Source organism: Paenibacillus antarcticus (assembly GCF_001637225.1).
In the GTDB taxonomy this organism is placed as follows: Bacteria; Bacillota; Bacilli; order Paenibacillales; family Paenibacillaceae; genus Paenibacillus_AQ; species Paenibacillus_AQ antarcticus.
The window spans coordinates 269007-293977 of record NZ_LVJI01000018.1 but is presented as its reverse complement, the minus strand read 5'-3'; the positions used below and the strand labels follow the sequence as shown (position 1 = coordinate 293977).

Here is a 24971-nt window from a genome sequence, read left to right as displayed (position 1 = left end):
GCTAAATACGGAAATAGTATGGATGTGAAAGGATGAAATTCGATTGACACACGAGCTGCTAATCAGAATAGATAAAAAGCTTGCTACATCCTTCACAAGGCAAATTTACGAGCAAATTCTACAATCCATTACCAGTGGGTGCTTACGAATCGGTGATCCAATACCATCGACAAGGCTAATGGCAGAGAAAATTCAAGTTTCCCGGAGTGTTATTCTTCAAGCTTATGAACAGCTTCAAGCCGAGGGATACTTGGAGATGAGAAGGGGTGCTGGGACATTTATTGCTGCTAACGCAGCAGTAATAGACACTGACCTATTTTATAGTGAAGCAAATATAGACAATGAATTGATGGTAAATGTTCCGAATTTTAAATCGGTTGAAAATAATCCGTTATCTAGAAATGTGAATAGCCACGCTACAATTCTCTATGATTTCCGGCATGGTATTCCAGCCTGGGATACATTTCCGATGGATCGTTGGCAGCGTGCGTTGACTGAAGCATGTCGGAGGGCAACGCCAGAGATGCTTACTTATGGGTCAGCAGAAGGATCACTAGCACTAAGGGAAGAGATTGCACGCTTGGTGCGTTCTACAAGGTCTATTCCCGCTTCAGCTGAACAGATTGTCATTACATCGGGGGCTACTCAAGCATTAGACATCCTTGCCCGGTTATGTCTAAAGGATGGCGAGCAAGTCATTGTAGAGAATCCTACGCATAATGTTTTACGTGAAATCTTCAGATTCTCAGGCGGCGAAGTAATCCCTGTCCGCGTAGACGAAGACGGAATATGTGTTCATGAGATTAATCAGAGTATAGCAATTCATAGTAAAGAGGCTGATAGCCACCCGAAACTTATCTATGTTACACCATCCCATCAGTTTCCAGTGGGTGTGACGATGTCATTTAACCGGAGAATAGAACTCTTAGATTGGGCAAGAAGGACAGGGGCATTCATTATTGAAGATGACTACGATAGTGAGTACCGATATGTGGGCCCCAAAGTATCTGCGCTAGCAGGGCTTGATTCAAGTGGTAGGGTTATATATGTAGGAAGCTTCAGTAAAATCCTATTTCCTGCATTACGTATTGGCTATGCCATACTTCCCTACGTCTTACTCAAGCCATTTCTAGCGATCAAATGGATTACTGATCGAATGAGCCCAACGTTGGAACAAGAAGCACTTGCGGATTTTATACAATCAGGACAATATGCCAAACATGTGAGTTACATGAGTAAATTATATGCCTCTCGCAGGGCTTGTTTAGTGAATGCATTAGATCAAGAATTTGGGGATCGGGTTCACTATTTCGGAGATGAGGCAGGTCTACACCTGTTAATTGAGCTGGATACCTCGGTTAACGAAGAGTTAATTGCCAAGAAGGCAATGCAATATGGAACCCAAATATATCCGGCATCGGATTATTACATAGATTCACAACCGAGCAAAGCTACTTTTCTATTAGGATATGCTAATTTGTCCAAGAGTCAAATCAGAGCGGGGATTAAGCTGGTAGCTCGTGCTGAACAGGAATGTAAGGAGTAACGATTATTATTAGCAGCTAAAGGGGTGATGTGGTGAAGGATTTACGCAAAATGATGAATGATTTAACGGAAATTGAAGCGAAATCTATATTATATTATTTCTTTCTTAATATAGAGCGGTTAGACAATGGAGAATATTCAAAGGAACAGTTCGTTCATGACACAACGAAGGAGTATAAGGGATTAATTGAGGGATATACGACAAAAACAAATGCCGATTTCGGTGATCAATTAAGCCACGTCCATGTTATGTTTGGCGATTCTTCAGCGGGCGGGCTAAAATTTGCACTTAAGCAAATGGGATTACGATTACTGCATCATGTGATAGTTCTACGGGATAATTACGCCGTGGGTCCAATGCAACAGTTGAACACACCAGAGGGGCGTAAATATAGACGAGAATGGTTTCGAGAACGTATGCATCTGGATGATGACTATGACAATTTCATGTACGAGGAAGAGTTTTTTAACAAAGTTGTAACGGAACTAAAGAGAATACCAGAGCATATCCCCATCACGATATGGACAGGAAATAATGCACTAGAACAAATTGGTTTACGTTATACATTGTATCTCTTTCGTAACAAATCGAACCCGATCTATGTGATTAATACGGAGGTGGATAATCATACATTGTTTGATACACCTGAACTCACAACTTATTATAGACATACGGGAGAAATTAACCCTGAGAAGCTCGGCCAGATTATGCAACATAATGAAAGTGTAGCTGCAATAACAAGAACGCAAAGAGAGGCATTTGAGCAGGAATGGTCAAATGTCTCTGGGAATTCCTCTGACCTTCGGATCTGGGAACAGGAAGAAATAACTCATGTTAATGAAGATTACTATGACCAGTACATCATAGAAACAGTGAGTAAGCTTCATAACAACTTCGGGAATTACGAGTTCATTAAATCAGCAAGAGTGATTGGAGAGGTCATCGGTAATCTAGAACAATTCTTGACGGATTCATTCTTTGAGCATCGGCTTCGGCAGCTTATCTATAGCGGAATACTTGAAATTAAGGGAGTTCCTAAAGCGATGAGATATTATAGTGTGCGATTAAAGATTTGAATGGAGAGGGATAGACTATGACGGATATAATGATAAAAAATAGTTTCGGGAAATCCTTTTTGTGGGCAAGTTTATGGAGAAAGAAATGACCAATATAGGAGGAGATTTTTAATGAATAATTTTGGTGGACCGCCAGGACCAGGATTTTTTGGATTTATTAGCGAATTGCCTTTGTTTTTTATATTATTTGGAGGGCTATTAATAACCTTAGTAGTAGGGGCATTCACTTATGCAATTATTAAAGGATTAAAGACTTGGAGTTCAAATAATGCTGCTGAGATTCTGAAACAGAGATGTAAGGTAGTTGATAAGAGAACGGAAGTCTCGGGAGGATCGGGCGATTCGAGTGCGAGTACGAATTACTTTATTACTTTTGAATTTGAAGATAGCTCACGAAAAGAAATGCATGTCAGAGGTAACCATTACGGTCTAACGACGGTTGGAGATCAAGGTGAACTTTCCTATCAAGGAACTAGATTTAAAGAATTTATAAGACAGCCGAGTCACTGAGGTGATGGATTATGAAGAACAAGATTTTACCTTTTATCATTGTAGTCCTGCTATGTACGAATATAATTACGCTCTCATTTCTAAGTGAATCCAAACCGCAAAAAAATGAAAATACGCATAGTACCACGCATGAGATCGAGCTTTATCAACTGGAGGGAGAAGGAACGAAATGGAAGGTTGATCATTATAAAGTTCTTAAAACCCCTAAGATCATAAAAAGAGGATTCGCTAGATTAGTGTATGTTGGAGATGTTAAAGAAATAGATCAATCAAGCTATTATAATATTGAAATCATTGATGAGTTAATCGAATGATAGAAAGGAGGGAATCTTATGACAATTAATTTTCATGACGAGAATAATAAATTTACATACACCACTAGAATTGCGGATACAGATTGGAATGAACTCATTAAGAATTATATTTACGGTGATCAATTTACCGCCCTTGATCTGGGTTGTGGAGGGGGGATATATTCAAAAGTATTATCTGAACTGGGCGCAAGCAAAGTCATTGCTATGGATTTTTCAAGATCGAATCTTGAAGGGGCTATGGTGAACTGTAAAGGTTTCAATAATATTTCTTATGAACAAGGAAATGCTTTGGACACTGGATTATCTAATTCATCTGTAGATCTAGTCTTAGAGCGAGCATTGATTCATCATATACCTGAAATTGATTTATGCTTTGCAGAAGCAGCTAGAATTCTAAAGCCTGGAGGGATCTTATTTGTTCAAGACCGGACACCTGAAGATTGTTTATTACCGGGTAGCGAGACACATATTAGAGGGTGTTTTTTTGAGAAATATCCTCGTTTGATTGAAAAAGAAACACGTAGAAGGTTCTCAAGTGATGAAGTTATTAGCGCACTGACCAGAAATGAATTTGAAATGGTAGAGGAAGTTCAATTCTGGGAAGCTAGAAAAACATATCAAGAGTTCAGTGAGTTAGAAGAAGACCTTAGGGGAAGAACGGGAAGATCCATTCTTCATGAATTGAATGATGAAGAAGTTGAGGAATTAATACAATTCATTCACACTAGAATAGATGATAGTGGCAATGTAATACAGGAGTCGGATAGATGGACCATTTGGATTGCTAGAAAAAAGGTGTGAATTAATAATTATAAGAAACATTGACTCATCTACTGTCTTCTAGCAATTGTACAAGATAGTAGGGCATTCTCCCGTAGCAGAGGGCATCAAATATTCATAAACTATAGTATCTAGATAGTTCGAATAGAGATGTTCAGGAGGTTGAATGATGTGGCGTTCCAATACACTGCAATAGGAGATTCATTGACAGTTGGCTTTGGGGCTTTACCGGGAAACGGATTTGTTCCAGTATACAGAAGGTTAGCAGAGCGTCATCTAAGAACTTTTGTCGCCTATGATAATTTAGGGGTGAATGGATTAACGTCACAAGGATTGTATGATTATATAAGCAGAAATCCTTCGTTCAGACAATTAGTAAGTCAAGCCGATATCATAACGATTTCCATTGGAGGTAACGATCTGATACGGGCGGCCAAGTCGTCAGCGGGTAATTTATCTGGGCGCGATTTCCATGAAGCTCTCTCTAAATGTAAGACCAATTTCTCTCGAATACTTAAAACGACTTACGAGTTAAAAAAGAATTCCAAACGTCCATACATCATCCGGGCAGTGGGACTTTACAATCCCTTTCCTCAAATAGAAGGGTCATCCTATTATGTTCAACAATACAATCGGTATTTAGAAAGCTATGCGAACAGTACATTTGCGGTTGCCAATATCTATGCTTCTTTCAAGGGTAGGGAGAGAGCGCTACTCTCACTTGACCACTTTCACCCGAATGGGTATGGTTACAGTATTATTGCAGAACAATTAAATCGATTAGGTTATGGCTCTTTGGATTAACTGGGCTAACTCATTTTCCGAAAAACGCTTCGAACGGCCCATTTTCGTTCTTGGCGTTTTTTGTATTTAGGAAGAGAACGGTAAATATCAATGGACTCACGGAATGCATCGGTTGCTTCTTGTTTACGTCCCATTTCTTTATACATCATCCCTAATAGGTAGGATGCTTCACTTGAAGAAGAATGAATATCCTGAAATGTTCTTACATATTGTTCTGCCTTTTGTTGATCTGAGTGTTGATATATTCCGGCTAACCGAAGGAAAGGTTGCCCATATTTCACACGAGGATTAATGGCGAGTGCTTTAAGGATGTATTCTTCACCCTTTTGGATATGACCTAGTCTTAGATTGACGGTACCAAGATCATCCCAGTACTCTGCTGAATGATCAAATTGTACTTGTATGGAATTAAGGAGTTCAAGTGCTTCTTGGAACTTCTTACGTTCAATGAGGAGACGAGCAAGCTCGTGTTTGGAAGTGACATCATTACGATTCATTAGGATCTCTCTACGTAGTGTGGAGATTCTCTTCATTCTTTTGTAAGGTTTTGTTAAGCTCGGGAATACACCCACATAACGGCGATCAAGGAGATAGACGACGACCAGAATAATGAGAATAGCAAGGAATGGGTTCCCTACTAACCTCCATAACAACATAAAACCAATAAATTTAATCATAATTTCCTCCTTATTTTACTTTAAGTTAAAATCGTTCCTTAATAAGTTACTTTGCAGCTACGATAGGGCATTTCGTACACTTAAAATATACTTTGATTGGTCAAGTGGATCTACGCCACGTCTTGGACGATCTACATGTACATCGGGTGGACATGCCTGATATCCAGCATAGGAAGAAGATATAACCCCTCGTCCGCCGGTCATAGAGCGTAATTTCACAGGATAGTCAAGAGAAGTAGCTACAGGCAGAATCCCTTCCACCATAAATCTCCCATGGATAATGGATGGGGGTTCAAATTCTGCTCTCATTTGAACGAGATCACTTAGTACTTTCCCGCCATATTCTTCTGGAGTAGTTATTCTAAATTTCAGCAAAGGCTCAAGGAGGGTAGTGCCACTATTAGCAAGACCATCCATAATCCCCATTGGAGTCGCCACTACAAAATCAAGGGGATGTGTATGCCATACGTGATGTTCCCCTTCGGTTAAAGTTACTTTGAGATCAGTCACTTCAAATCCATGAAGTCCTTGCAGGAGGGCTTCTGGAACACGCCGAGCCACTTCATTCTGGTATCGAATAAGAAGATCATCGGATCGGACTTCCGAGTGGTATACCAGTCCGCTACCACGTGGAAGCGGCTCAATGTGGAAACGAAGAACGGCCCAGCAAGGCTTAGGCATGGTATATGCAATATACCCTTCAGCAGATGTTGTTGGCGTCTCCTTGTAGATGACAGATGGTTGGTCGAATGTTACCTCAAGAGCAAAGCGACTCATAAGCAAGCTCGATAAAATCTCTAATTGGATCGCACCCATGACTTTAAGGTGAAGCTCTCGCTCATCTTGGAGCCATTGTAAATCAAGTTGTGGATCTTCATCTGTTAACTCTTGTAGTGCTTCTACTAAGTCGGAATACCGATGGTCATCTTGTATATGTACTTGTACGGTAAGTAAAGGAATCGCAATGTCAGGGGAGGCAGGCACACCCACAGTACTCCCTAGAACATCACCAATCTTACTTTGACTTAATCCATATACAGCAGCGATATCACCTGATAGTACCTGTCCTAAATCTACGAACTTTCTTCCATCGAGTTTTCGGATTTGTGTGATTTTCTCATGGATATCTCTTGTAACGTTATGAATTAGGTCTCTGTTTCTTAAGTATCCATTATATAATCTCACATAAGCAGTGCGTCCCATGGATTTATCACGTTCAATTTTGAAAATGATGCCTGATAGAGGCGCTTCTTTATCACCCTCTGGGGATGGCAGGTACGTGGTAATGGCATCCATGAGTTCAGCCACACCAATATCCATTTGGGAAGAACCGAAGCAGAGGGGGAATAATTGCCCACTTTTTGAAAGGGATTGGAATCGATTCTGAAGTTCTTCCACGGATATTTGATCACCTTCGATATAGCGTAACATGAGCTCTTCATCATGGTCTGCGATGGTTGATATGACGGATGATAAGTCTAATCCGAAATTCTTGCCGTCTGGAAGTGTATTCCAAATAGGTAGTAACCCTGTGAAATCTTCCCCATCACCTTGTGGAACCTGAATGGGGACTGCTGATGGGGAGAGAAGGCGTTTAATTTGCTCTAACACATCAGGTACGGATACCCCGATTCGATCCATTTTATTCACATAAATAATCGTAGGTATGTTAAGGGAACGCAGCGCATGCCAGATGGTCTCTGTCTGTGATTGGATGCCTTCAGCAGCAGATACGATTAATATAGCTCCATCCATAACTCTGATTGAGCGTTCCACTTCTGATAGGAAATCCACATGACCTGGAGTATCTACCAGATTTATATAGATGTCTCTCCAGACAATAGACGTGGTGGCAGCACGAACCGAAATGCCCCGTTGACGTTCGATGTCTAGATTATCTGTTTGGGCAGTTCCATCATCGACACTTCCTAAGCTCCGTATAGAGCCACTCTTAAATAACATATGTTCTGTAGTAGTCGTCTTTCCTGCATCTACATGTGCAAAAATACCGACGTTTCTCATCGTATGACTTACCATGTGTACAACCCCGTTGATTACAAATTTTAGTTGATTCTATTATATCACAGGGATGTATTGCTAAATATAAGAATTAGTATTGTAAGGAATACTTATCAGACTATCGACTGGGACAACTCCTCATATTAGAATGTGAGTGATGAAGTAAATAGGATATGTATAAGGAGCGTGTATATCTGATGGAACCATTGGAAGTTGTCGTTCATGCAAATGCAACGCTAGGTGAGGGACCAAGTTTTGATGCTGTGAGTAACAGATTGTTGTGGGTGGATATTGAATTACATCTATTACACATCTATTATCTTGATTCGGGAGAAGATGTTACCTATGAAATAGGACAATCCATTGGTGCAGTTGTTCCTTATCGTGAGGATGAGGTCATCGTTGTATTATATGAAGGATTTCATAAATATCAATTGTCTACAGGAACTTTGACATTCATTGCCCATCCAGAACAACATCGTCCAAACAATCGATTTAATGATGGTAAATGCGATCCATTTGGGCGATTGTGGGCAGGAACCATGAGCCTTGAGGGCAAAGAGAACTGCGGGTCACTTTATTGTCTAGATCATGATTTATCTGTTCGTAAGGTTCTGGATGATGTTTCTATATCCAATGGACTAGGATGGAGCGTCGATGGTAGTACGATGTACTTTATTGATACGCCGTCTCGGCAAGTAGATGCATTTGATTACGATGGGGCTAAGGGAACGATAAGTAACCGTCGAATGGCTTTTAAGATGCCAGATGATGCAGGTTATCCGGATGGAATGACAGTAGATGCGGAAGGTATGCTTTGGATTGCAGAGTGGAATGGAGGCAGGGTAGGACGCTGGAATCCAGACACAGGTCAGTTGTTAGATCAAATAGCGGTACCCTCTGGTCATGTGACGTCTTGTGTATTTGGTGGTAGAGAATTGGAAGATCTCTACATTACAACTGCCTGTACGGGAATGAAATACGATCTTTTGGAGGAAAAACCATTATCGGGGAATCTTTTTCGTATCAAGACAGGGGTGAAGGGTCAAGCAACAATTCCTTATCAATCTGGGGCCAAATTTTTGGAGAAGAACGCGAAAATGGTTACATAAAATACCTCTTATGTCCGATAAATATCTTGAGGTGATTATATTGGCCAAGAAAGGGCAGATTTTCAGTTCTTACAGTTTGGATACGAAGAAAAAGGCAGTAGGTATGAGACTCCAAGGCATGACCAAGAAACAAGTAGCTACAGAACTAGGAATCACTGATATTGGACGACTCAAAGTGTGGATGAGGAAGTATCGAGAGCACGGGGATTCTGGTCTTGTGGATCAGAGAAAACGAGTTCAAGCGGCAAAAGAATTGTGAAATTCAGTTTGTTGAATAGAAGATTATCATGGGGAGGCTCTGAATAGGGGTCTCTCTTTTAGTTAAATTGGGCTTGAAATATGAATTCAATTGGGGAAATGTCCAGACCAAACGCCCCTTAATGACATATCCTACAATATGTTAAAGGGAAGGGAGGAATTGGAATGAGCGAAGTAGGTTATGGTATTGGCCCGAGTCCTTTCACATCAACAGGTGCGATTTTGGTACTCTTCATTTTGCTAGTTATTATTACACGCGCGTTTATTCTGTAAGCACACCCGACCAACCCTAACATCATGATAGACAGGAAATTACTAAATAATTATCTGTCTCCAATACTTTATTGAATATGAAAAACAGACTTCCTTTCGAAAGGAGGAAAATTCATGAGCGGATGTGTTGGAGGAGTTGGAGGCGTTGGAGGCGTTGGCTGTGGACCTTTCGGTTCTACAGGAGCAATTCTTGTACTCTTTATTCTATTGGTCATCATTACACTTGGCCTAGGCTTATGTTAATTATCATATAACTAAAGTGACCTGGGAGCGGAATGCCTCCAGGTCACTTTATTATCAAATTGAGAATTCGATGAATCTCTTAGCCCATTCGGTAAAAGAAAGATCGTCATCCCAGGTGACTCCTTGAGTTGCTTTCGCACATCCCCATACTAAAGCACAATGATGAAGCATGTGAATTCGGAAACGGTCTTTAAATGTTTGATGCTCCGTTGAATTTAAATAACTGGAGAGGAATCTTCTTGCCAGCTCTTCATCCCCATTTTCTAAATACATAGTAGTTATTTTGGGTAAGTCTGCGATGCCATCTCCGAAATAGGATGTGGTAAAGTCGAATATGCCACTAATTGTCCATTCATCGTTATGTTTATGAATAAGGAAATTCTCAGGTTTGAAATCACCCATGACAAACGTTGGGGAATGGAGATCATCAAAAACATCTTGCGAACCTTCAAGTATATGCTCTACCCATGCTAAGTCTTGGTTGGTTATTACTGAGTATTTAGTAGCATCATTTACCCAATATCTAATGGTGGAATACAGCCATGTTCTGTATGAACCTTTAAAAGGACGAACCGTATGAGTCAGTGAATCGAATTCTCCGAATTGTGCAACTTTCCAACCATGTAATTCGACTAGTGTGTTTGCCATTAATTCAGCCAGTTGTTCTTTATCTTCTGTGGTTGTGAGAATGCGTTGAATGTCAGGTGCATTCATATGAGTACCTGGGAGACGGGGCATGATGGAATAATTCCATCCAAAGATATCTTCAGCCTCATCGATAAAATAAGGTGACGGAACTTTGAGTGTACTATGTTGATGTAAATGGTCTACAAAGTACTTCTCTTCTAAGAGCTGTCCATGAAATAGAGGATTACCTTTTAAAATATAATCACCTGTCGATGAGGATATATTCATGGTTTGTCCCATGACACCTAATACCGTTTTTTCTGAAGAAATTAATGTGCCAAGACTAAACCGGTCAAGCATTAATTGTAATTGATGATTGCTAATCACACCTAATTTATTAGAAGCAAAATATATTTGGGTAGTCAATGGTGATAACCTCCACATTTTGATCTTAAATTATAAAGCTTATGTATTAGAATATTATTTTATCAGATTATCGGGTAACTGACAGACAAAAAACACAAGCAGTTGATATATGCAAAGAATCTACTGTAACGAGGAGAGGAAGGAGGGATATGAATGCAATCGCGTAAGAGTACAAATGTACAGGGGATCGATGTCTCACATCATCAGGGTGTGATTAACTGGGCGAAGGTAGCAGCTGATGGGATAGATTTCGCATTTATTAAAGCCACTCAAATTTCAATAGATAGAATGTTCTTGAAGAACGTCTCAGCAGCTAAAGCTGCAGGTATTTTGGTAGGCTCTTATCATTATCTAGACAAATCTGTAACGACAGTTACCCTTGCGAAGTCGGCAGCCAATGACTACTATGCTGCGATAAAGGAAGCTGGAGGAGTGAAGGTATTTGATCTCCCACCTGTATTAGATTATGAAATAATAAATGGTATCTCAACAGCTCAAGTAAACTTAATTGCACAAACTTTTCTTGCAGAGATTAAGAGACTTACTGGGATCACTCCACTCCTATATACGGGTAATAGTTTTGCTGAACAATTCGGATTAGAAATAGGGGGATATCCATTATGGATTGCTCGATACGGGACGGCTGTCCCATGGGATGTTAAGGCATGGAAAGAGTGGACGATATGGCAATATAGTGATGGTTCTACTGGGGGAACACGTTCTAGCGGTAGCCGATCTGTAGCAGGGATATCAGGACCCGTTGATCTTAATGAATATAACGGAACGTTGGCAGAATTAAAGGCTGCGTATAAAGTGGCAGGTGGAGGAGGTGTACCGGTGACAGAACGAGATATTAATGTTGTTAGTGCGTGGGCTGCTGATAATTGGGCAGAGGCGAAGGCAAATGGTTATTTTGATGGAACGCGACCAGGTGCAGATATAACACGAGAAGAGACTGCAATAGTGATTAATAGGTTGAGAAATAATTTTCTTAAATTAATTGCGGGTAACACAACTCAGATTGCTGATCTTGAGAAAAGGTTGCAGGCAATTGAGAAAGAAGGCAAATAGTCTAAGCAAAGACGTTGGTAATATAAAGAAAATATACAAAAGCCCCGGAATAATCCGAGGCTTTTGTATATTTATTAGCATGCGTTATGAAGTATCATTTTTTATTTGGTCTACAATTAGTGTTTTCTAATAATAATATTGTCGATATCATTGAAGAAAAGGCATATACACCAAGGGTTTAGACTTCAAAAAAATTGGACGCCCCTTGCAGGGCGTCCTCATGGGAGAGGAGAAACCGGACGAAGAGCTTATGGGGAAACGTAAGTCTTCTTGCGGTTGTCTACGACAATTTCTTGATGTCGATAAACTAAGCATTCCCTGAGGGAGCATTTTTATACATAATATCCAAAACAAACGTCTTTTTTTCGAGTCGTATGTTTTTCAAAGTATAGGATTGTGTGGTACGATATCGTCATAAAAATGCTAATTGCAGCATTGAACTTTTGAAATAGAATGGGTGAATAGAGATCGTGAGAGTTGTATCGGGAAGCGCAAAGGGGAGACCCTTAAAGAGTGTTCCTGGAACGGGGACAAGACCAACGACAGATAAAGTTAAAGAAGCTGTGTTTAGCATGATAGGTCCTTATTTCGACGGGGGAACCGTACTGGATTTATTTGCTGGAACGGGCGGTTTGGGTATTGAAGCATTAAGCCGTGGCATGGAACATGCCATATTTATAGATATGGATCCTAAGAGTATCGAGACAATTCGTGCGAATCTTAAAGCAACGCGATTGGAGAGTCAAGCAGAAGTGTTTCGTAATGAGGCAGAAAGGGCGATTAAAGTTCTTGCGAAACGCAGTGTGCAGATGGATGCTGTATTCTTGGATCCCCCATACCGCATGACGAACGCTGACGAATTATTACAGCAAATGCATGAGAGATCTTTACTTCAAGATCTCGCAACCATCGTGATAGAACATGACTCTAAATATGAGTATCCGGATGAGTTCGGTCATTTCTCCTGTACTCGTAAAGCAATATATGGGGAATGTGGAATTACGATTTACCGGTATGAGTTAGACAAGAAGGAAATACAGGTTCATCAGGTCGAGGAGGATCAGCATGAAACAACAGAATAATTTTCCACGTATTGGTGTATATCCCGGAAGTTTTGATCCGGTAACCCTGGGACATATGGATATTATACAACGGGCTTCTAAACAATTTGACGTTCTTATTGTTGCTGTGTTGAACAATGTCAGTAAGAACGCCTTATTTTCAGTTGATGAACGTAAAGATCTTTTGAGACAGGTGACATCAGACATACCCAACGTACAAGTGGACAGTTTTCGTGGACTCCTAGTTAATTATGTGAAAGAACAAGATGCACATGTTATTGTTCGTGGTATACGGACAGTCACGGATTTTGAATATGAGCTACAACTAGCTTCAACAAATCATAAATTGAACCCTGATGCAGAGACAATCTTCATGATGACCAATCCTGAATACTCCTATTTGAGTTCCAGTCTAGTGAAGGAAATTGCTCAATATAATGGAGATTTGACCGAATGGGTATCTCCAGAAGTGGGACAAGCGTTACATCACAAGTTTAATGTGATCTCCGAGTAGTAACTAGTACGCTGATTAATGATAACAGGAGTAAACCGATCAATACGAATCCTTGCCATTCCAGCATGATAGGTATGCCTGACCAGAAGTGGGTACTAAGTGACCGTTGATTAACGTAATTAGGTAAATAACTGAACGCTGGTTCAGCTTGAAGGACAAATAGATGCAGTGGTTTCCATATCAATAGTGTAATCCCAAAAGCATAAGCACCATGTAACAAACGAATCATAGTAAAGGGCATTCGTCTTATTCCAATTTTCATTAATGGTGAGATGGACTGGATCAACGCACATAGACCGCTCCATCCAAGCATGGCTGACAACAAAGACCACTGGATGGCTGGTGAAAGCGTAGACGCTGAGCTGAGAGCTTTTGCTCCCAAATGAAGTTCGAATATACCGGATATGTAATAGGCAGGGACTCCGGGAACAATATAATAGCTAACAAGATGAATGATGACAGCCAAGATAATAATGTATCCTCCAATGACCAACAGGGCCTGAACGGCGTGACTTACGGATTCACCAAGAAGTTTACCGAAACTTCGTCCATCACGAATGTGAGCTTTGTTAGTAGCCCTCCATACTTTTCGTATCAAAGATATGCGAGGGCTTTGAATATCTCTTTCGAGTAGCACAGCGTCTGTTCCCGTTTTTCTAAGTATCTTTATAAGAAATGTATAGGTTAGAAAAGCAAGAATGCCAGAAATCCAGTGGATGCCGAGTAACCAGTAACCTGCTGAAGGCTGGTTGAATAGCCCAATTCCGATGAAAATAATGATTGTCATCGGATTGCAGAAGTGAGATAGCCATGATATTCGTTCCGCTTCACGAGGCGTGAGATCTCCTTTTTCGACTAATTGCAATGTGGAATGTGCTCCTCCTGGGAAACCTGTCGTCATCCCCATCGTTAATACCCATCCACTTACTCCGGGTAGGCCAAATACTTTTCGCATAAGTGGTTCCAGCAGTACGCCAATGCCATGAGCCCATCCATAGGCTATAAGGATTTCAGATAGTACGAGAAAGGGAAGCAGTGAGGGGAAAACAATATGCCACCACATGGTCAATCCCTCTAATGATACTCGAAAGGTTTGCTCGGGGGAGCTAACGATGCCGACGACGAGTAGGAATGAAAGAATGCCTAACATTAAGGTTATTGTAGGAGCTCTGAATAAATATTTACTACGACCGAACATGGAATCACCTCATTTGAGTAAACATAGTAGAACCAACATGAAACAAGCTATGTATTACCCAATTTATGCGTCACGGAGGGACATAAGACCAGCTTTTTGAACTTAGAAGATGCAAAGGAGGAGGGAAGAACATGAAGATAATCAACAATAAATCACAAACAATACGGGTGTTTAGGTATATTTTTATGGTCGCCCTTCTTTGTTATGTTGTGGTGTATATGCCAACTCCATATATTATTTATCAGCCAGGTAGTGCAGAAGAAGTGAAGCCAATGATCATGGTGAAAGAAGGGGATACCACGGAACGTGGGACCTTCATGATGACAACCGTATCAGCAAGTTACGCTAACATCGCACTGTTGGCGTTATCTTCTTTTAATCCGAATGCTGAGGTGGATAAGAAACAGTCTAGACTAGGTGATAAGAGTAAGGCTGAATATGCAGCAGAACAATTATTTTATATGAGCGATTCACAATCTTCTGCTGTAGAAGCAGCATACGAGGAAGCCCGCATCCCCTACCAAATACTAACGGAATATCTCTTTGTATTCTCAACTCCAAAAGATGGAAGTAATAGCCAGTATTTTCAACCAGGCGATAAAGTAATGGCACTGGATTCGGATCCAATCTTGGATACGGTTGATCTGGCCACCCTTCTAAAGAGTAAGAAAGTAGGAGATATTGTATCTGTAAAGTTAGAGAGAGCGGGTCATGTAATAGTAGAAAAGGTACCCTTAGTATCTATTAAAGATAGTGAGACGAACACCACTCGACCTGGGCTTGGAATTATGATTGGCACGATGCAGAAGGTAACGGCGAAAGACCCGAAGAAGCAGGTTGAATTTGTAAGTACTAAGGTCGGTGGACCTTCAGCAGGACTTATGTTCACGATGGAGATATATAATCAATTGACACCTGGTGATCTAACGAAAGGCTACCGTGTTGCAGGCACAGGTACGATTGCTGCTGATGGAACGGTAGGACCTATAGGTGGAGTCAAACACAAAATTGTTGCAGCAGACCGGGAGAAAGCGCAGTTATTTTTCGTTCCAAAAGACAACTATGATGAGGCCAAAGCCAAAGCTGATGAGATTGGAACGAAAATTAAGCTTATTCCTGTGACAACATTGGAAGACGCTTTGAAGTATATGGAGAAAGTTCAGACTACATCCTGATCGGTGGCTCATAATAATCTCTGTACATATCCCTTGTATGTGGTTGACTGTAGGCATTAGCGTACGCAGTGGCCGCCTGTAAATCTCGCTCAAGATGATCATGATTAAGAGTAGTAGCTTTCACAACAACCGGTAATGAAGCAGTCTTTTTCATTCGTTTGAGAAGATTTTGTCCATGATGGTTAAAGCCAAGAATACGCAAATATCCTGGACCATCTGATAATTGTGTGGGAGACATTTCTTCCTTCGAATGGTGAAGTAAGATATGGGCAAGCATACGTTGTAATTTAGTATGGGTGTAGCGTTTTGTTTTTAAGCTGTGTAGTAATTCTGTAACTGTAGCATAGGAGAGAGTCGGTAGAATCTTCTTTATACGGTGTTCTAAGCCTTCGGTGACCTCATGTAACTTAGACAACTCGGATGTCGTATGCGTCATTAATAAATGCATTAGAGGCTGTCTGAATGACTCCCAATGAAGAGGTCCACGACCAGCTGTGAATTCACGTCGCATAATATGAAGCGTGTAAGGCGGGACATAAGGAGCGGCTGCTTCAATATCATCTTCCAAGATAAGCTTCCGAACAGCGGTAGCACTAGCTATGGCTGATTCAGTGGGCGTTATGTCATGGTATCCAGCATTCTCTCTAGGAATGGTTAAGGGAACAATGGAGCTTCCTAAACGTTCAAGAGCGATAAGGTAATGAAGAGCTAGTGTGTGATTAGGTTGTAGCAGAAGTTGACGAACTTCCTCTTTCTCTTCAATGTCAGTTGATAGAATGCTAGCTGCTGCACTATAGGCAGTTGGGTAATTCATACCTTGGTCTAATAATCGGTTAAGTTCCTGTTTCATCTTATTATTCTCGTTGGCAAGTTGCTTCGCTAGGGGAAGTAAGTGAAGAAGAGATCCACTCTCTGTACCGAAACAGAGGTAATCGACAATGCCAGTGGCTTCTAGTAAGGATACAGCACCGTATGCGAACCATTCCGCAGGCTGAACGGCATAATGGATGGGTAACTCGATAACAAGGTCTACACCCATCGCAAGGGCCATCTCTGCACGAGCATATTTACTTAATAATGCCGGTTCACCACGTTGCAAAAAAGGTCCACTTAAGATAGCAATCGAATGTTCTGCTCCCGAAATCTCCTTGGCTCTGTTATAATGATGAACATGACCGTTATGTAAGGGATTGTATTCTACAATAATGCCTACAACAGTACCCATTTCAGAACTCAACTCCTTTGGTAAAATTATTGATCGTGTTTTTATAATGACTTAGAATCCATTTCTTGATTATAGAGTTCTTTAAAAATATATCATAATTATCATCAGTTCCAGAAAGAATAACGGTATGTAATGTGATTATAGTTGACAAACCTACGCATATCTCGGTATAATAATTTTTGTTTGTTTGGAGTGATAAGAATGCAATTTGAATTTCGCAAAATTGTAAAGTTAGATGGACCCCTACATTTTCATGAACAAGTAAATGTAGATCGTGCGATTAAAGGTCGCGCAGACATTCTTGCTTCAGAATTGGTTCATGCTGATTTAGAAGTAACTTATGCGGGCGATGACACGGTTGAGGTTCAAGGCAAGCTTACTGGACAAGTTGATATGGCGTGTTCACGCTGTTTGACAGAAGTTCCTAAGCAATTGTACATTCCGTTTCACGAAGAGTTCAAGTTGGTGAAGAAGCAGTCTGAAGAGATTCAGGATGAAGATAGCGATACCATATTCGTCTATGATGATGTGGTGGATCTTATCCCATTTGTGGAAGAAGCTTTTCTGCTGTACCTACCCCAGATTTCGTATTGCAAGGCTTCCTGTAAAGGACTTTGCCAGAAATGCGGATCAGACTTGAATGTAAGTACTTGCAACTGCGACACGAAAGTAGTCGATCCACGGCTTGCAGTACTGAAGGATTTTTTTGAATAGTGATGTAACATTCCTCTCGTTAATAACGAGTTGATTGAAATAAGGAGGTGGATGAACATGGCAGTACCTCAAAGAAGAACGTCCAAAACACGTCGTGATAAGCGTCGTACTCATTTTAAATTGACAGTGCCGGGTATGGTGAAATGTGAACAATGCGGAGAATTGAAGCTTGCTCACCACGTATGTAAAGTTTGTGGAACGTACAAATCAAGAGAAATTATTTCGCAGTAATCAACAAACAAGTAGTACTTCATCTAGGTGAGGTACTATTTTTTTTTTATATCAAAGTGAGTTTATACTTGTTTAATCATTGATTGTGATAGAGGGACTTTCTTTTTGAGACGGCATGATTTATACTACATATTAGTACCTGGTTCTAAGATGATTGATGATGTTTTCTATGATTCTCAATTCTAAAATAAATTTAAATGTAACTATAAAGTTGTACATATGATGTAAGGAGGTGTACCGTCATCGAACGATTACCTAAGAAGATGCGCCATCGGCAATTGATGGAGTTGATCGAGCAGAATCCGTTTGTCACGGATCGTGAACTAACACGGGAATTGAAGGTTAGTATCCAGACCGTTCGTTTAGATCGGATGGAACTAGGCATACCTGAACTTCGCGAACGGATGAAGCAGATGGCGGAACATTCGCATGATCAAGTTCGCTCTTTACCGTTAAATGAAGTCATGGGGGAAATTGTGGATTTGCAATTAGACAAGAGCGGCATCTCCATATTCGAAATTCGAGAAGAGCATGTATTCTCACGCACCCACATAGCGCGTGGACATTATGTGTTTGGACAAGCGAACTCGTTAGCAGTTGCCGTCATTAATGATGAGATTGCACTGACAGCTTCGTCAGATATTCGATTCCTCCGTTCCGTTCATTTGGGAGAGAAATGTATAGCTAAAGCTTATGTCAGAGATATGGCTGGACAAAAGGGTAAAGCGAAGGTTGAAGTGTTTACCTATGTGGGTGAAGAAATGGTCTTCCAAGGCAATTTCCTCATTTACAGGTCTACGGTTGAAGAGAACACCGAGGGAGGAATGCAGCATGAGGATCGCCATTGATGCTATGGGTGGAGACCATGCTCCTCAATCTAATATAGATGGGGCGCTGGCAGCAGCCGTTGAATGGAATGATATAGAGATTATACTCGTGGGGGACCAAGCTCAAATCGAACCCCTGTTAAACGGGAGGGAAATTCCTTCTAACTTTAGTATCTTGCATGCGAGTGAAGTGATCCATTCTAATGATGAACCGGTAAAAGCTGTACGTCGTAAAAAAGATGCATCTATGGTTGTTGCGGGACGGATGTTGAAAGAAGGTAGAGCGGATGCTATGATTTCCGCAGGAAATACGGGCGCACTTATGACCACGGGATTACTCGTTGTTGGTCGAATAGATGGAATAGAACGACCGGCGCTTGCTGCTATGATTCCTACGTTAGATGATGTCGGGGTAATTGCCCTAGATCTTGGAGCTAACATGGATTCTAAGCCACAACACTTAGCACAGTTTGGTTTGATGGGTAGCTTGTACCGTCAGAAGGTGCAGGGAATTGCGAAGCCGCGTGTAGGGCTGTTAAATGTTGGTGTAGAGCCAGGTAAAGGTAATGAGCTGACGAAGGAGGCTTTTCCCCTTTTGCAGGAGATGCCAATTCACTTTGTGGGTAATGTAGAAGCACGCGATGTCATGACAAGTAACTGTGATGTGCTCGTATGTGATGGGTTTGCCGGCAATATATTGTTGAAGAGCATTGAAGGTACAGCTGGAGCCATGTTTAGCTTACTGAAAGAGCAGTTCAGTCAAACATTTAAAAGTAAGATGGGCGCAGCTTTACTGATGCCACAGTTAAAAGGACTGAAGAAGAAATTAGATTATTCTGAATCTGGAGCTGCTCCTCTGCTTGGATTGAGTAGTCTAGTTATGAAAAGCCACGGTTCATCTGATGGTAATGCCATTAAGAATGCAGTGAAACAGACTAGAATTGCCCTTGAGAATGAATTGGTACCGAGTATATCTAAGGAAATCAGCGGGAAGTGAGTGACGTCATGAATGGATTACGGGCAGTAGGTATAATAGGGACAGGTAAATATGTTCCTGAGAAGATTTTGACGAATAGCGATTTGGAGAAAATGGTAGACACGAATGACGAATGGATAGTTAGCCGGACCGGAATTAAAGAGCGGCACATTGCTGCACCTGAGCAAGCCACATCTGATCTTGCTTATGAAGCGGCTATAAAGGCTTTGGAATCCGCCGGGATGACAGCAGATCAAATTGATCTGATCATCGTGGCTACGGTAACACCAGATACGTTCTTTCCATCCACAGCTTGTATTCTTCAAGATAAATTAGGTGCTAAGAATGCAGCTGCATTTGATTTATCTGCTGCATGTTCTGGATTTGTATATAGCTTAGCAACAGCGACGAACTTTATTAAGACGGGTATGTATAATAATGCACTTATTATTGGTGCTGATTGCTTATCTCGAATTACCGATTATACGGATCGTAATACCTGCGTATTGTTCGGCGATGGAGCGGGTGCAGTTGTAATTGGTGAAGTGCCAGAGGGACGGGGCTTTCAGTCCTTTGATTTGGGAGCCGAAGGCTCAGGTGGTCCATTGCTAAATCTTGCAGGTGGGGGATCGCGCCTACCGTCATCACCGGAAACGATTCAAGATAAGAATCATTTCATCTATATGAATGGTCGCGAAGTATTTAAATTCGCAGTAAGAGTAATGGGTTCGGCTACGGAAGCCGTATTAACTAAGGCTGGTAAGACGAAGGAAGATATTGACCTCTTCGTGCCTCATCAAGCTAATATTCGTATTATTCAATCGGCGATGAATCGTTTAGATTTACCACCAGAGAAATGCATCATTAACGTAGATAAATATGCAAATACATCAGCAGCTTCAATTCCGCTTGCTCTTGTCGAAGCAGCTGAGCAGAATCGAATGAAAGAAGGCGACACGATCTTGATGGTTGGCTTCGGTGGCGGATTGACTTGGGGAGCTTGTGTACTTGTCTGGTAAGAAATGATTGAATTATGTATAGACATTAATATTTAACAATATATAATTAAAAGTTTGTTGTCTAAGGAGATGGACCATGGGGAAATTGGCATTTGTGTTTCCGGGACAAGGAGCTCAGTCTGTGGGAATGGGAAAAGATATTTATGATGCCCTTCCTACTTCTCGAGAGATCTTTGAAACAGCGGATAAAGTATTAGGCTTTGAATTATCTACTATGATTTTTGAAGGTCCGGATGCTGAGTTGAAACAAACTTTTAATACGCAACCTGCTTTATTGGCTACAAGTATTGCCTATTTAGAAGCATTACGTGTTAGAGGGATTCAAGCAGATTATGTTGCAGGGCACAGTTTGGGTGAATATAGTGCTCTTGTGGCTGCTGGGGTTCTAACATTTGAGGATGCCATAGCCATCGTGAGAGCTCGTGGTAACTTTATGGAGAAGGCTGTTCCTGGTGGGCAAGGTGCTATGGCGGCGGTGTTAGGAGCTGACCGTGAAGCCCTATCACAATTGTGTGTTGACGTAAGCAAGAGCGGACATATCGTTGAATTAGCTAACATCAATTGTCCCGGACAAATTGTCATTTCAGGCTCACAATTGGGTGTTGCTGCGGTCAGTGAGCGTGTGAAGGAAGCGGGTGGCAAAAGAGCGATCTCGCTTGAAGTCAGCGGTCCTTTTCATTCTTCGATGATGAAGTCAGCGGCTGAACAGCTTGAAGTTGAACTGAACTCCGTATCTTTTCAGGAACCTAAGATTTCTGTTGTAGCTAACGTAACTGCACAGACAGTTAACGCTGGGGAAACCCTTCGTAACCTTCTAGTCCAACAAGTGTATTCACCTGTTCTTTGGGAAGATAGTATTAATTATCTTATCGGACAAGGGGTAGATACTTTTGTTGAGATTGGGCCGGGCAGTGTATTAACAGGTCTAATTAAGAAGATCGATAAGACTGTGAAGCTAATCAACATCAATAGTCTTGAAAGTGTCGAGAAGGCATTTATTGAAGCCTAAGAAACGAATACAATTGAATTTGGGGAAAGGAGGAATTTATGATGTCCAAACCTTTAAGCGGACAAGTTGCACTTGTAACGGGAGCTTCTCGTGGGATAGGGCGTAGTATTGCTCTAAACTTAGCCGAGTTAGGAGCAAATGTGGTTGTCAATTATTCAGGAAATGAGACAGCTGCACAAGAAGTTGTTGCTGAGATTCAAGCGTTAGGCGTAGAAGCAGTTGCGCTGAAAGCGAATGTTGGTAAGACTGAAGAAGCTGAGAATTTGGTTAAGGAAGCTATCAACGTCTTGGGTCGTATTGATATTCTTGTGAATAACGCAGGCATAACTAGAGATAATCTAATTATGCGCATGAAAGAGGAAGAATTTGATTCTGTTATTGAAACGAACCTCAAAGGTGTGTTTAACTGTTTAAAGGCAGTTACCCGTCCGATGATGAAGCAACGCTATGGAAGGATCATTAATATTTCATCCGTTGTAGGTGTTCTTGGCAATGCAGGTCAAGCCAATTATGTTGCAGCAAAAGCAGGTGTGATTGGTCTTACTAAATCATCTGCTCGTGAGCTTGCTTCGCGAGGGATTACCGTTAACTGTGTAGCTCCTGGTTTTATTGATACAGATATGACCAAGGAGTTATCAGAAGACTTGCGGAGCAAGCTTGTAGCTGATATCCCACTAGCACGCCTAGGGGAGCCAGAAGAGGTCGCCAAAGTGGTTGCTTTCTTGGCTTCTGACAGCGCGTCCTACATGACAGGCCAGACATTACATGTGGATGGCGGAATGGTGATGTAGCATTTTGAAAAAAATTCTCGTATAATACCAATGAGGAGGAGGTGAACCGGATGTCCGATGTATTGGAACGTGTAAAACGCATCGTCGTCGATCGCTTAGGTGCTGACGAAGCGGAGGTTACATTAGAATCATCTTTTAAAGATGATCTTGGTGCTGATTCTCTTGACGTTGTTGAATTGGTAATGGAATTGGAAGATGAGTTTGATATTGAAATTTCTGATGAAGATGCAGAGAAAATTACAAGCGTGGGAGAAGTTGTGAATTACATACAATCTCACACCTAAATAATTCATTGGTAAGTCCCGTTCTGCTTTTAGGCGGGACTTCTCCATATATTTGGGGACAAACTCTTCTTTAGAGCGTTAGTTTAGAAAATTATGCATATCCAGTCTATTATAGAGGTGAATGCGTTGAATCATAGAGTAGTGATAACCGGGATGGGTGTTGTGACTTCCCTTGGCAAAGATTTAGATAGTTTATGGAGTAACCTGGTAGCTGGCAAATCTGGTGTTTCACAGATTGAGTCCTTTGATGTGAGTGAGTACAATACCAGAATTGCAGCTTCGGTGAAAGATTTCGATGCTGAAGAGTACATTGACCGCAAAGAGATGCGCAAGATGGATCGATTCGTTCAGTTTGCAGCAGCAGCTGGCATGATGGCTTTGCAGAATAGTGGTCTAGATATTTCTAAAGATTCCGATCCAGAGCGTGTTGGTGTAATTATTGGTTCTGGAATTGGTGGTCTTGGTACATGGGAAGATCAGCATAATATTCTGTTACAGAAGGGTCCTAAACGGGTAAGCCCATTTTTCATTCCGATGATGATTGCTAACATGGCCTCAGGACACTTATCTATTCTCTTGGGAGCTAAGGGTCCTAATTCGGCTTCTGTCTCTGCTTGTGCTTCTGGTTCACATGCTATTGGTGACTCTTTCAGATGGATTCAGAGTGGTGAAGCCGATGTAATGATCTGTGGCGGAGCGGAAGCAACTATACGCCCCACGGGCGTAGCGGGATTCTGTGCTATGCGTGCGATGTCTACACGTAATGATGAGCCTGAGAAAGCAAGTCGTCCTTTTGATACAAATCGTGATGGATTCGTCATGGGTGAAGGGGCTGGCGTACTTGTCTTGGAATCGTTGGAACATGCACAGAAGCGCGGTGCGAATATTATCGCTGAAGTCATTGGATATGGTCTGAGTGCAGATGCTCACCATATGACGGATCCTGATCCTGATGGTCCTGCTCGTTGTATGAAGATGGCCTTAAGAACTGCAGGAATTAGTCCTGAAGACGTTGATTACATCAACGCTCATGGAACATCAACAGGTGTAGGTGACAAATCCGAGACTAAAGCTATTAAGATGGCTTTAGGAGATCATGCTTATAAAGTAGCCGTTAGTTCTACGAAATCCATGACAGGTCATTTACTTGGTGCTGCTGGTGGTGTAGAAGCTGTTATATGTGCTCTTTCATTGCAGAATCAGATCATTCCTCCTACGATTAATTTGGACGAGCCTGACGTGGAATGTGATTTGGATTATGTTCCAAATATTGCACGTAAAGCAGATTTGAATGTTGTGATGTCCAATTCCTTTGGATTTGGTGGACACAACGCTTCGATTATTTTGAAAAAATATGATGTTTAAGGGGACAGTTTGTTGAGCGGTGATCTGAAGCATTTACAGCAGCAACTTCATGTCCAATTCCACAATAAGCTTCTTTTGAAGCAGGCCTTTACTCACGCATCTTACGTAAATGAACACCGTTTCAGTCAGTATCATGATAATGAACGCCTAGAATTTTTAGGGGATGCAGTGCTTGAACTTACGGTATCTGAATTCTTGTACAGTCTTTTTCCAACTAAACCTGAAGGGGAACTTACAAAACTGCGTGCAGCTATTGTATGTGAGCCTTCTCTGGTTAAGTTTGCGGAAGCATTAAGCTTTGGACAATATGTATTGTTAGGTAAAGGTGAGGAATTAACAGGAGGGCGTACTCGTCCTGCGTTACTTGCGGATGTATTTGAAGCCTTTATTGGTGCTTTATATCTGGATCAAGGAATTGAAGCGGCTCGCTCATTCTTAGAGCGATATGTATTTCCGCAGGTTTCTGAGAATGGGAAGCTCCAAATGAGCGACTATAAGACGGAACTACAAGAATTAACACAACACCATAACATGGGGCTGTTAGAATATCGGATCGTTGAAGAACGAGGGCCAGCACATGAACGTGAATTTGTTTCTGAAGTTTTCATGGGAAATGAACATATCGGAAGAGGTACTGGTCGATCTAAGAAAGAAGCCGAGCAGCAAGCTGCTTCAGTTGCACTCGGTCATTTGAAGCTAGCCAAATCCTAAGGATTTGAAAGTTAGCTCATTTCATAAACTAAGAGCAAAGAGCAGTCACGTAAGATGGATCGTGTTATTAGCCCATTGACTGCTTTTTGCTCTTTTAATTAGTGTTTTCACTTGAAGAAGTTGTGGTATTATTAG

At 41.3% G+C, this 24971-nt stretch carries 29 protein-coding genes; 24 read left to right on the top strand and 5 right to left on the bottom strand.

All coding sequences use genetic code 11. The features are described from left to right. Window positions 1-43 precede the first annotated feature (43 nt). The 6 genes from pdxR to PBAT_RS14605 all read left to right on the top strand — a co-directional run bounded on the left by pdxR (window position 44) and on the right by PBAT_RS14605 (window position 5030). The gene (pdxR, locus tag PBAT_RS14630; RefSeq protein WP_068650687.1) at window positions 44-1546 is read left to right on the top strand and encodes a MocR-like pyridoxine biosynthesis transcription factor PdxR; all 1503 of its coding nucleotides are present in this window, start codon (window positions 44-46) and stop codon (window positions 1544-1546) included. Between the two features lie 32 nt (window positions 1547-1578). After that, complete coding sequence (locus tag PBAT_RS14625; RefSeq protein WP_068650686.1) at window positions 1579-2622, top strand: DUF1835 domain-containing protein; 1044 nt, start codon at window positions 1579-1581, stop codon at window positions 2620-2622. A gap of 111 nt (window positions 2623-2733) precedes the next feature. After that, window positions 2734-3132 (top strand): DUF2500 domain-containing protein, encoded by a 399-nt coding sequence (locus tag PBAT_RS14620; RefSeq protein ID WP_068650685.1) that lies wholly within the window; start codon window positions 2734-2736, stop codon window positions 3130-3132. Between the two features lie 11 nt (window positions 3133-3143). Continuing rightward, window positions 3144-3446, top strand: a complete 303-nt coding sequence (locus PBAT_RS14615; protein WP_068650684.1) for a hypothetical protein — start codon at window positions 3144-3146, stop codon at window positions 3444-3446. A gap of 18 nt (window positions 3447-3464) precedes the next feature. Then, window positions 3465-4247 carry a class I SAM-dependent methyltransferase gene (locus PBAT_RS14610; protein WP_068650683.1) on the top strand — a complete coding sequence of 261 codons (783 nt, stop codon included), beginning with the start codon at window positions 3465-3467 and terminating at the stop codon, window positions 4245-4247. A gap of 150 nt (window positions 4248-4397) precedes the next feature. Continuing rightward, window positions 4398-5030 carry an SGNH/GDSL hydrolase family protein gene (locus PBAT_RS14605; protein WP_084403084.1) on the top strand — a complete coding sequence of 211 codons (633 nt, stop codon included), beginning with the start codon at window positions 4398-4400 and terminating at the stop codon, window positions 5028-5030. A gap of 5 nt (window positions 5031-5035) precedes the next feature. Here the strand turns inward: PBAT_RS14605 and PBAT_RS14600 are convergent, their stop codons facing one another. Both PBAT_RS14600 and PBAT_RS14595 read right to left on the bottom strand, forming a co-directional pair. Further along, window positions 5036-5707, bottom strand: coding sequence for a tetratricopeptide repeat protein (locus PBAT_RS14600; protein WP_068650681.1), 672 nt, complete (start codon window positions 5705-5707; stop codon window positions 5036-5038). 57 nt (window positions 5708-5764) lie between these two features. Continuing rightward, window positions 5765-7744 carry an elongation factor G gene (locus PBAT_RS14595; RefSeq protein WP_068650680.1) on the bottom strand — a complete coding sequence of 660 codons (1980 nt, stop codon included), beginning with the start codon at window positions 7742-7744 and terminating at the stop codon, window positions 5765-5767. A gap of 179 nt (window positions 7745-7923) precedes the next feature. On the opposite strand from PBAT_RS14595, the gene PBAT_RS14590 reads away from it, so the two are divergent. The 4 genes from PBAT_RS14590 to PBAT_RS25775 all read left to right on the top strand — a co-directional run bounded on the left by PBAT_RS14590 (window position 7924) and on the right by PBAT_RS25775 (window position 9612). Further along, window positions 7924-8838, top strand: coding sequence for an SMP-30/gluconolactonase/LRE family protein (locus PBAT_RS14590; RefSeq protein ID WP_068650679.1), 915 nt, complete (start codon window positions 7924-7926; stop codon window positions 8836-8838). Window positions 8839-8848: 10 nt separating this feature from the next. Beyond that, the gene (locus PBAT_RS14585) at window positions 8849-9097 is read left to right on the top strand and encodes a helix-turn-helix domain-containing protein (RefSeq protein ID WP_248912430.1); all 249 of its coding nucleotides are present in this window, start codon (window positions 8849-8851) and stop codon (window positions 9095-9097) included. Between the two features lie 164 nt (window positions 9098-9261). Next, window positions 9262-9369: a YjcZ family sporulation protein gene (locus PBAT_RS25780; protein WP_211267831.1), complete on the top strand. Its 108-nt coding sequence runs from the start codon at window positions 9262-9264 to the stop codon at window positions 9367-9369. Between the two features lie 114 nt (window positions 9370-9483). Beyond that, window positions 9484-9612: a YjcZ family sporulation protein gene (locus PBAT_RS25775; RefSeq protein WP_211267830.1), complete on the top strand. Its 129-nt coding sequence runs from the start codon at window positions 9484-9486 to the stop codon at window positions 9610-9612. 54 nt (window positions 9613-9666) lie between these two features. On the opposite strand, the gene PBAT_RS14580 is transcribed toward PBAT_RS25775, so the two are convergent. Then, window positions 9667-10665 carry an aminoglycoside phosphotransferase family protein gene (locus tag PBAT_RS14580; RefSeq protein ID WP_068650678.1) on the bottom strand — a complete coding sequence of 333 codons (999 nt, stop codon included), beginning with the start codon at window positions 10663-10665 and terminating at the stop codon, window positions 9667-9669. Between the two features lie 153 nt (window positions 10666-10818). Between PBAT_RS14580 and PBAT_RS14575 the strand changes: the two genes are divergently transcribed. From PBAT_RS14575 to coaD, 3 genes are all read left to right on the top strand, one after another. Beyond that, window positions 10819-11736, top strand: a complete 918-nt coding sequence (locus tag PBAT_RS14575; protein ID WP_068650677.1) for a glycoside hydrolase family 25 protein — start codon at window positions 10819-10821, stop codon at window positions 11734-11736. Between the two features lie 470 nt (window positions 11737-12206). After that, window positions 12207-12818 carry a 16S rRNA (guanine(966)-N(2))-methyltransferase RsmD gene (gene rsmD, locus PBAT_RS14570; protein ID WP_068650676.1) on the top strand — a complete coding sequence of 204 codons (612 nt, stop codon included), beginning with the start codon at window positions 12207-12209 and terminating at the stop codon, window positions 12816-12818. Then, window positions 12802-13311, top strand: a complete 510-nt coding sequence (gene coaD, locus PBAT_RS14565; protein WP_068650675.1) for a pantetheine-phosphate adenylyltransferase — start codon at window positions 12802-12804, stop codon at window positions 13309-13311. The genes rsmD and coaD overlap by 17 nt, the downstream gene beginning before the upstream one ends. Here the strand turns inward: coaD and PBAT_RS14560 are convergent. Next, complete coding sequence (locus PBAT_RS14560) at window positions 13292-14509, bottom strand: nucleoside recognition domain-containing protein (protein WP_068650674.1); 1218 nt, start codon at window positions 14507-14509, stop codon at window positions 13292-13294. The two genes, coaD and PBAT_RS14560, sit on opposite strands and share 20 nt — an antisense overlap. A gap of 131 nt (window positions 14510-14640) precedes the next feature. On the opposite strand from PBAT_RS14560, the gene PBAT_RS14555 reads away from it, so the two are divergent. Continuing rightward, window positions 14641-15684, top strand: a complete 1044-nt coding sequence (locus tag PBAT_RS14555) for a YlbL family protein (protein WP_068650673.1) — start codon at window positions 14641-14643, stop codon at window positions 15682-15684. Here the strand turns inward: PBAT_RS14555 and PBAT_RS14550 are convergent. Beyond that, window positions 15674-16909, bottom strand: a complete 1236-nt coding sequence (locus tag PBAT_RS14550; RefSeq protein WP_068650672.1) for a nucleotidyltransferase — start codon at window positions 16907-16909, stop codon at window positions 15674-15676. The genes PBAT_RS14555 and PBAT_RS14550 overlap by 11 nt on opposite strands. A 201-nt stretch (window positions 16910-17110) precedes the next feature. Between PBAT_RS14550 and PBAT_RS14545 the strand changes: the two genes are divergently transcribed. The 10 genes from PBAT_RS14545 to rnc all read left to right on the top strand — a co-directional run bounded on the left by PBAT_RS14545 (window position 17111) and on the right by rnc (window position 24836). Continuing rightward, entirely contained in the window at window positions 17111-17623 is a 513-nt protein-coding gene (locus tag PBAT_RS14545) for a YceD family protein (RefSeq protein WP_068650671.1), read from the top strand. Between the two features lie 57 nt (window positions 17624-17680). After that, entirely contained in the window at window positions 17681-17854 is a 174-nt protein-coding gene (gene rpmF, locus PBAT_RS14540) for a 50S ribosomal protein L32 (RefSeq protein ID WP_068531780.1), read from the top strand. Window positions 17855-18096: 242 nt separating this feature from the next. After that, a complete protein-coding gene (fapR, locus tag PBAT_RS14535; protein WP_276326575.1) occupies window positions 18097-18702 on the top strand; it encodes a transcription factor FapR in 606 nt (201 codons plus the stop codon). Beyond that, entirely contained in the window at window positions 18686-19678 is a 993-nt protein-coding gene (gene plsX / locus PBAT_RS14530) for a phosphate acyltransferase PlsX (protein WP_068650669.1), read from the top strand. Before fapR ends, plsX begins: the two co-directional genes overlap by 17 nt. An 8-nt stretch (window positions 19679-19686) precedes the next feature. Continuing rightward, on the top strand, window positions 19687-20676 hold the full coding sequence (locus PBAT_RS14525; protein ID WP_149466312.1) for a beta-ketoacyl-ACP synthase III: 990 nt from the start codon (window positions 19687-19689) through the stop codon (window positions 20674-20676). Window positions 20677-20752: 76 nt separating this feature from the next. After that, window positions 20753-21685 carry an ACP S-malonyltransferase gene (gene fabD / locus PBAT_RS14520; RefSeq protein ID WP_068650667.1) on the top strand — a complete coding sequence of 311 codons (933 nt, stop codon included), beginning with the start codon at window positions 20753-20755 and terminating at the stop codon, window positions 21683-21685. A gap of 41 nt (window positions 21686-21726) precedes the next feature. Further along, window positions 21727-22476, top strand: coding sequence for a 3-oxoacyl-[acyl-carrier-protein] reductase (gene fabG, locus PBAT_RS14515; RefSeq protein WP_068650666.1), 750 nt, complete (start codon window positions 21727-21729; stop codon window positions 22474-22476). A gap of 50 nt (window positions 22477-22526) precedes the next feature. Beyond that, entirely contained in the window at window positions 22527-22760 is a 234-nt protein-coding gene (gene acpP / locus PBAT_RS14510) for an acyl carrier protein (protein WP_044877691.1), read from the top strand. A gap of 126 nt (window positions 22761-22886) precedes the next feature. Continuing rightward, on the top strand, window positions 22887-24125 hold the full coding sequence (fabF, locus tag PBAT_RS14505) for a beta-ketoacyl-ACP synthase II (protein ID WP_149466313.1): 1239 nt from the start codon (window positions 22887-22889) through the stop codon (window positions 24123-24125). 12 nt (window positions 24126-24137) lie between these two features. Then, window positions 24138-24836: a ribonuclease III gene (rnc, locus tag PBAT_RS14500; RefSeq protein ID WP_068580461.1), complete on the top strand. Its 699-nt coding sequence runs from the start codon at window positions 24138-24140 to the stop codon at window positions 24834-24836. Window positions 24837-24971 lie beyond the last annotated feature (135 nt).

Bases quoted from the DNA above. Each gene is read 5' to 3' on its own strand.
- PBAT_RS14620 (WP_068650685.1), top strand. From the start codon at position 2,734: ATGAATAATTTTGGTGGACCGCCAGGACCAGGATTTTTTGGATTTATT.
- PBAT_RS14615 (WP_068650684.1), top strand. From the start codon at position 3,144: ATGAAGAACAAGATTTTACCTTTTATCATTGTAGTCCTGCTATGTACG.
- PBAT_RS14610 (WP_068650683.1), top strand. From the start codon at position 3,465: ATGACAATTAATTTTCATGACGAGAATAATAAATTTACATACACCACT.
- PBAT_RS14600 (WP_068650681.1), bottom strand. From the start codon at position 5,707: ATGATTAAATTTATTGGTTTTATGTTGTTATGGAGGTTAGTAGGGAAC.
- PBAT_RS14595 (WP_068650680.1), bottom strand. From the start codon at position 7,744: ATGGTAAGTCATACGATGAGAAACGTCGGTATTTTTGCACATGTAGAT.
- PBAT_RS14590 (WP_068650679.1), top strand. From the start codon at position 7,924: ATGGAACCATTGGAAGTTGTCGTTCATGCAAATGCAACGCTAGGTGAG.
- PBAT_RS14585 (WP_248912430.1), top strand. From the start codon at position 8,849: ATGTCCGATAAATATCTTGAGGTGATTATATTGGCCAAGAAAGGGCAG.
- PBAT_RS25780 (WP_211267831.1), top strand. From the start codon at position 9,262: ATGAGCGAAGTAGGTTATGGTATTGGCCCGAGTCCTTTCACATCAACA.
- PBAT_RS25775 (WP_211267830.1), top strand. From the start codon at position 9,484: ATGAGCGGATGTGTTGGAGGAGTTGGAGGCGTTGGAGGCGTTGGCTGT.
- PBAT_RS14575 (WP_068650677.1), top strand. From the start codon at position 10,819: ATGCAATCGCGTAAGAGTACAAATGTACAGGGGATCGATGTCTCACAT.
- coaD (WP_068650675.1), top strand. From the start codon at position 12,802: ATGAAACAACAGAATAATTTTCCACGTATTGGTGTATATCCCGGAAGT.
- PBAT_RS14560 (WP_068650674.1), bottom strand. From the start codon at position 14,509: ATGTTCGGTCGTAGTAAATATTTATTCAGAGCTCCTACAATAACCTTA.
- PBAT_RS14555 (WP_068650673.1), top strand. From the start codon at position 14,641: ATGAAGATAATCAACAATAAATCACAAACAATACGGGTGTTTAGGTAT.
- PBAT_RS14550 (WP_068650672.1), bottom strand. From the start codon at position 16,909: ATGGGTACTGTTGTAGGCATTATTGTAGAATACAATCCCTTACATAAC.
- PBAT_RS14545 (WP_068650671.1), top strand. From the start codon at position 17,111: ATGCAATTTGAATTTCGCAAAATTGTAAAGTTAGATGGACCCCTACAT.
- rpmF (WP_068531780.1), top strand. From the start codon at position 17,681: ATGGCAGTACCTCAAAGAAGAACGTCCAAAACACGTCGTGATAAGCGT.
- plsX (WP_068650669.1), top strand. From the start codon at position 18,686: ATGAGGATCGCCATTGATGCTATGGGTGGAGACCATGCTCCTCAATCT.
- PBAT_RS14525 (WP_149466312.1), top strand. From the start codon at position 19,687: ATGAATGGATTACGGGCAGTAGGTATAATAGGGACAGGTAAATATGTT.
- fabD (WP_068650667.1), top strand. From the start codon at position 20,753: ATGGGGAAATTGGCATTTGTGTTTCCGGGACAAGGAGCTCAGTCTGTG.
- fabG (WP_068650666.1), top strand. From the start codon at position 21,727: ATGTCCAAACCTTTAAGCGGACAAGTTGCACTTGTAACGGGAGCTTCT.
- acpP (WP_044877691.1), top strand. From the start codon at position 22,527: ATGTCCGATGTATTGGAACGTGTAAAACGCATCGTCGTCGATCGCTTA.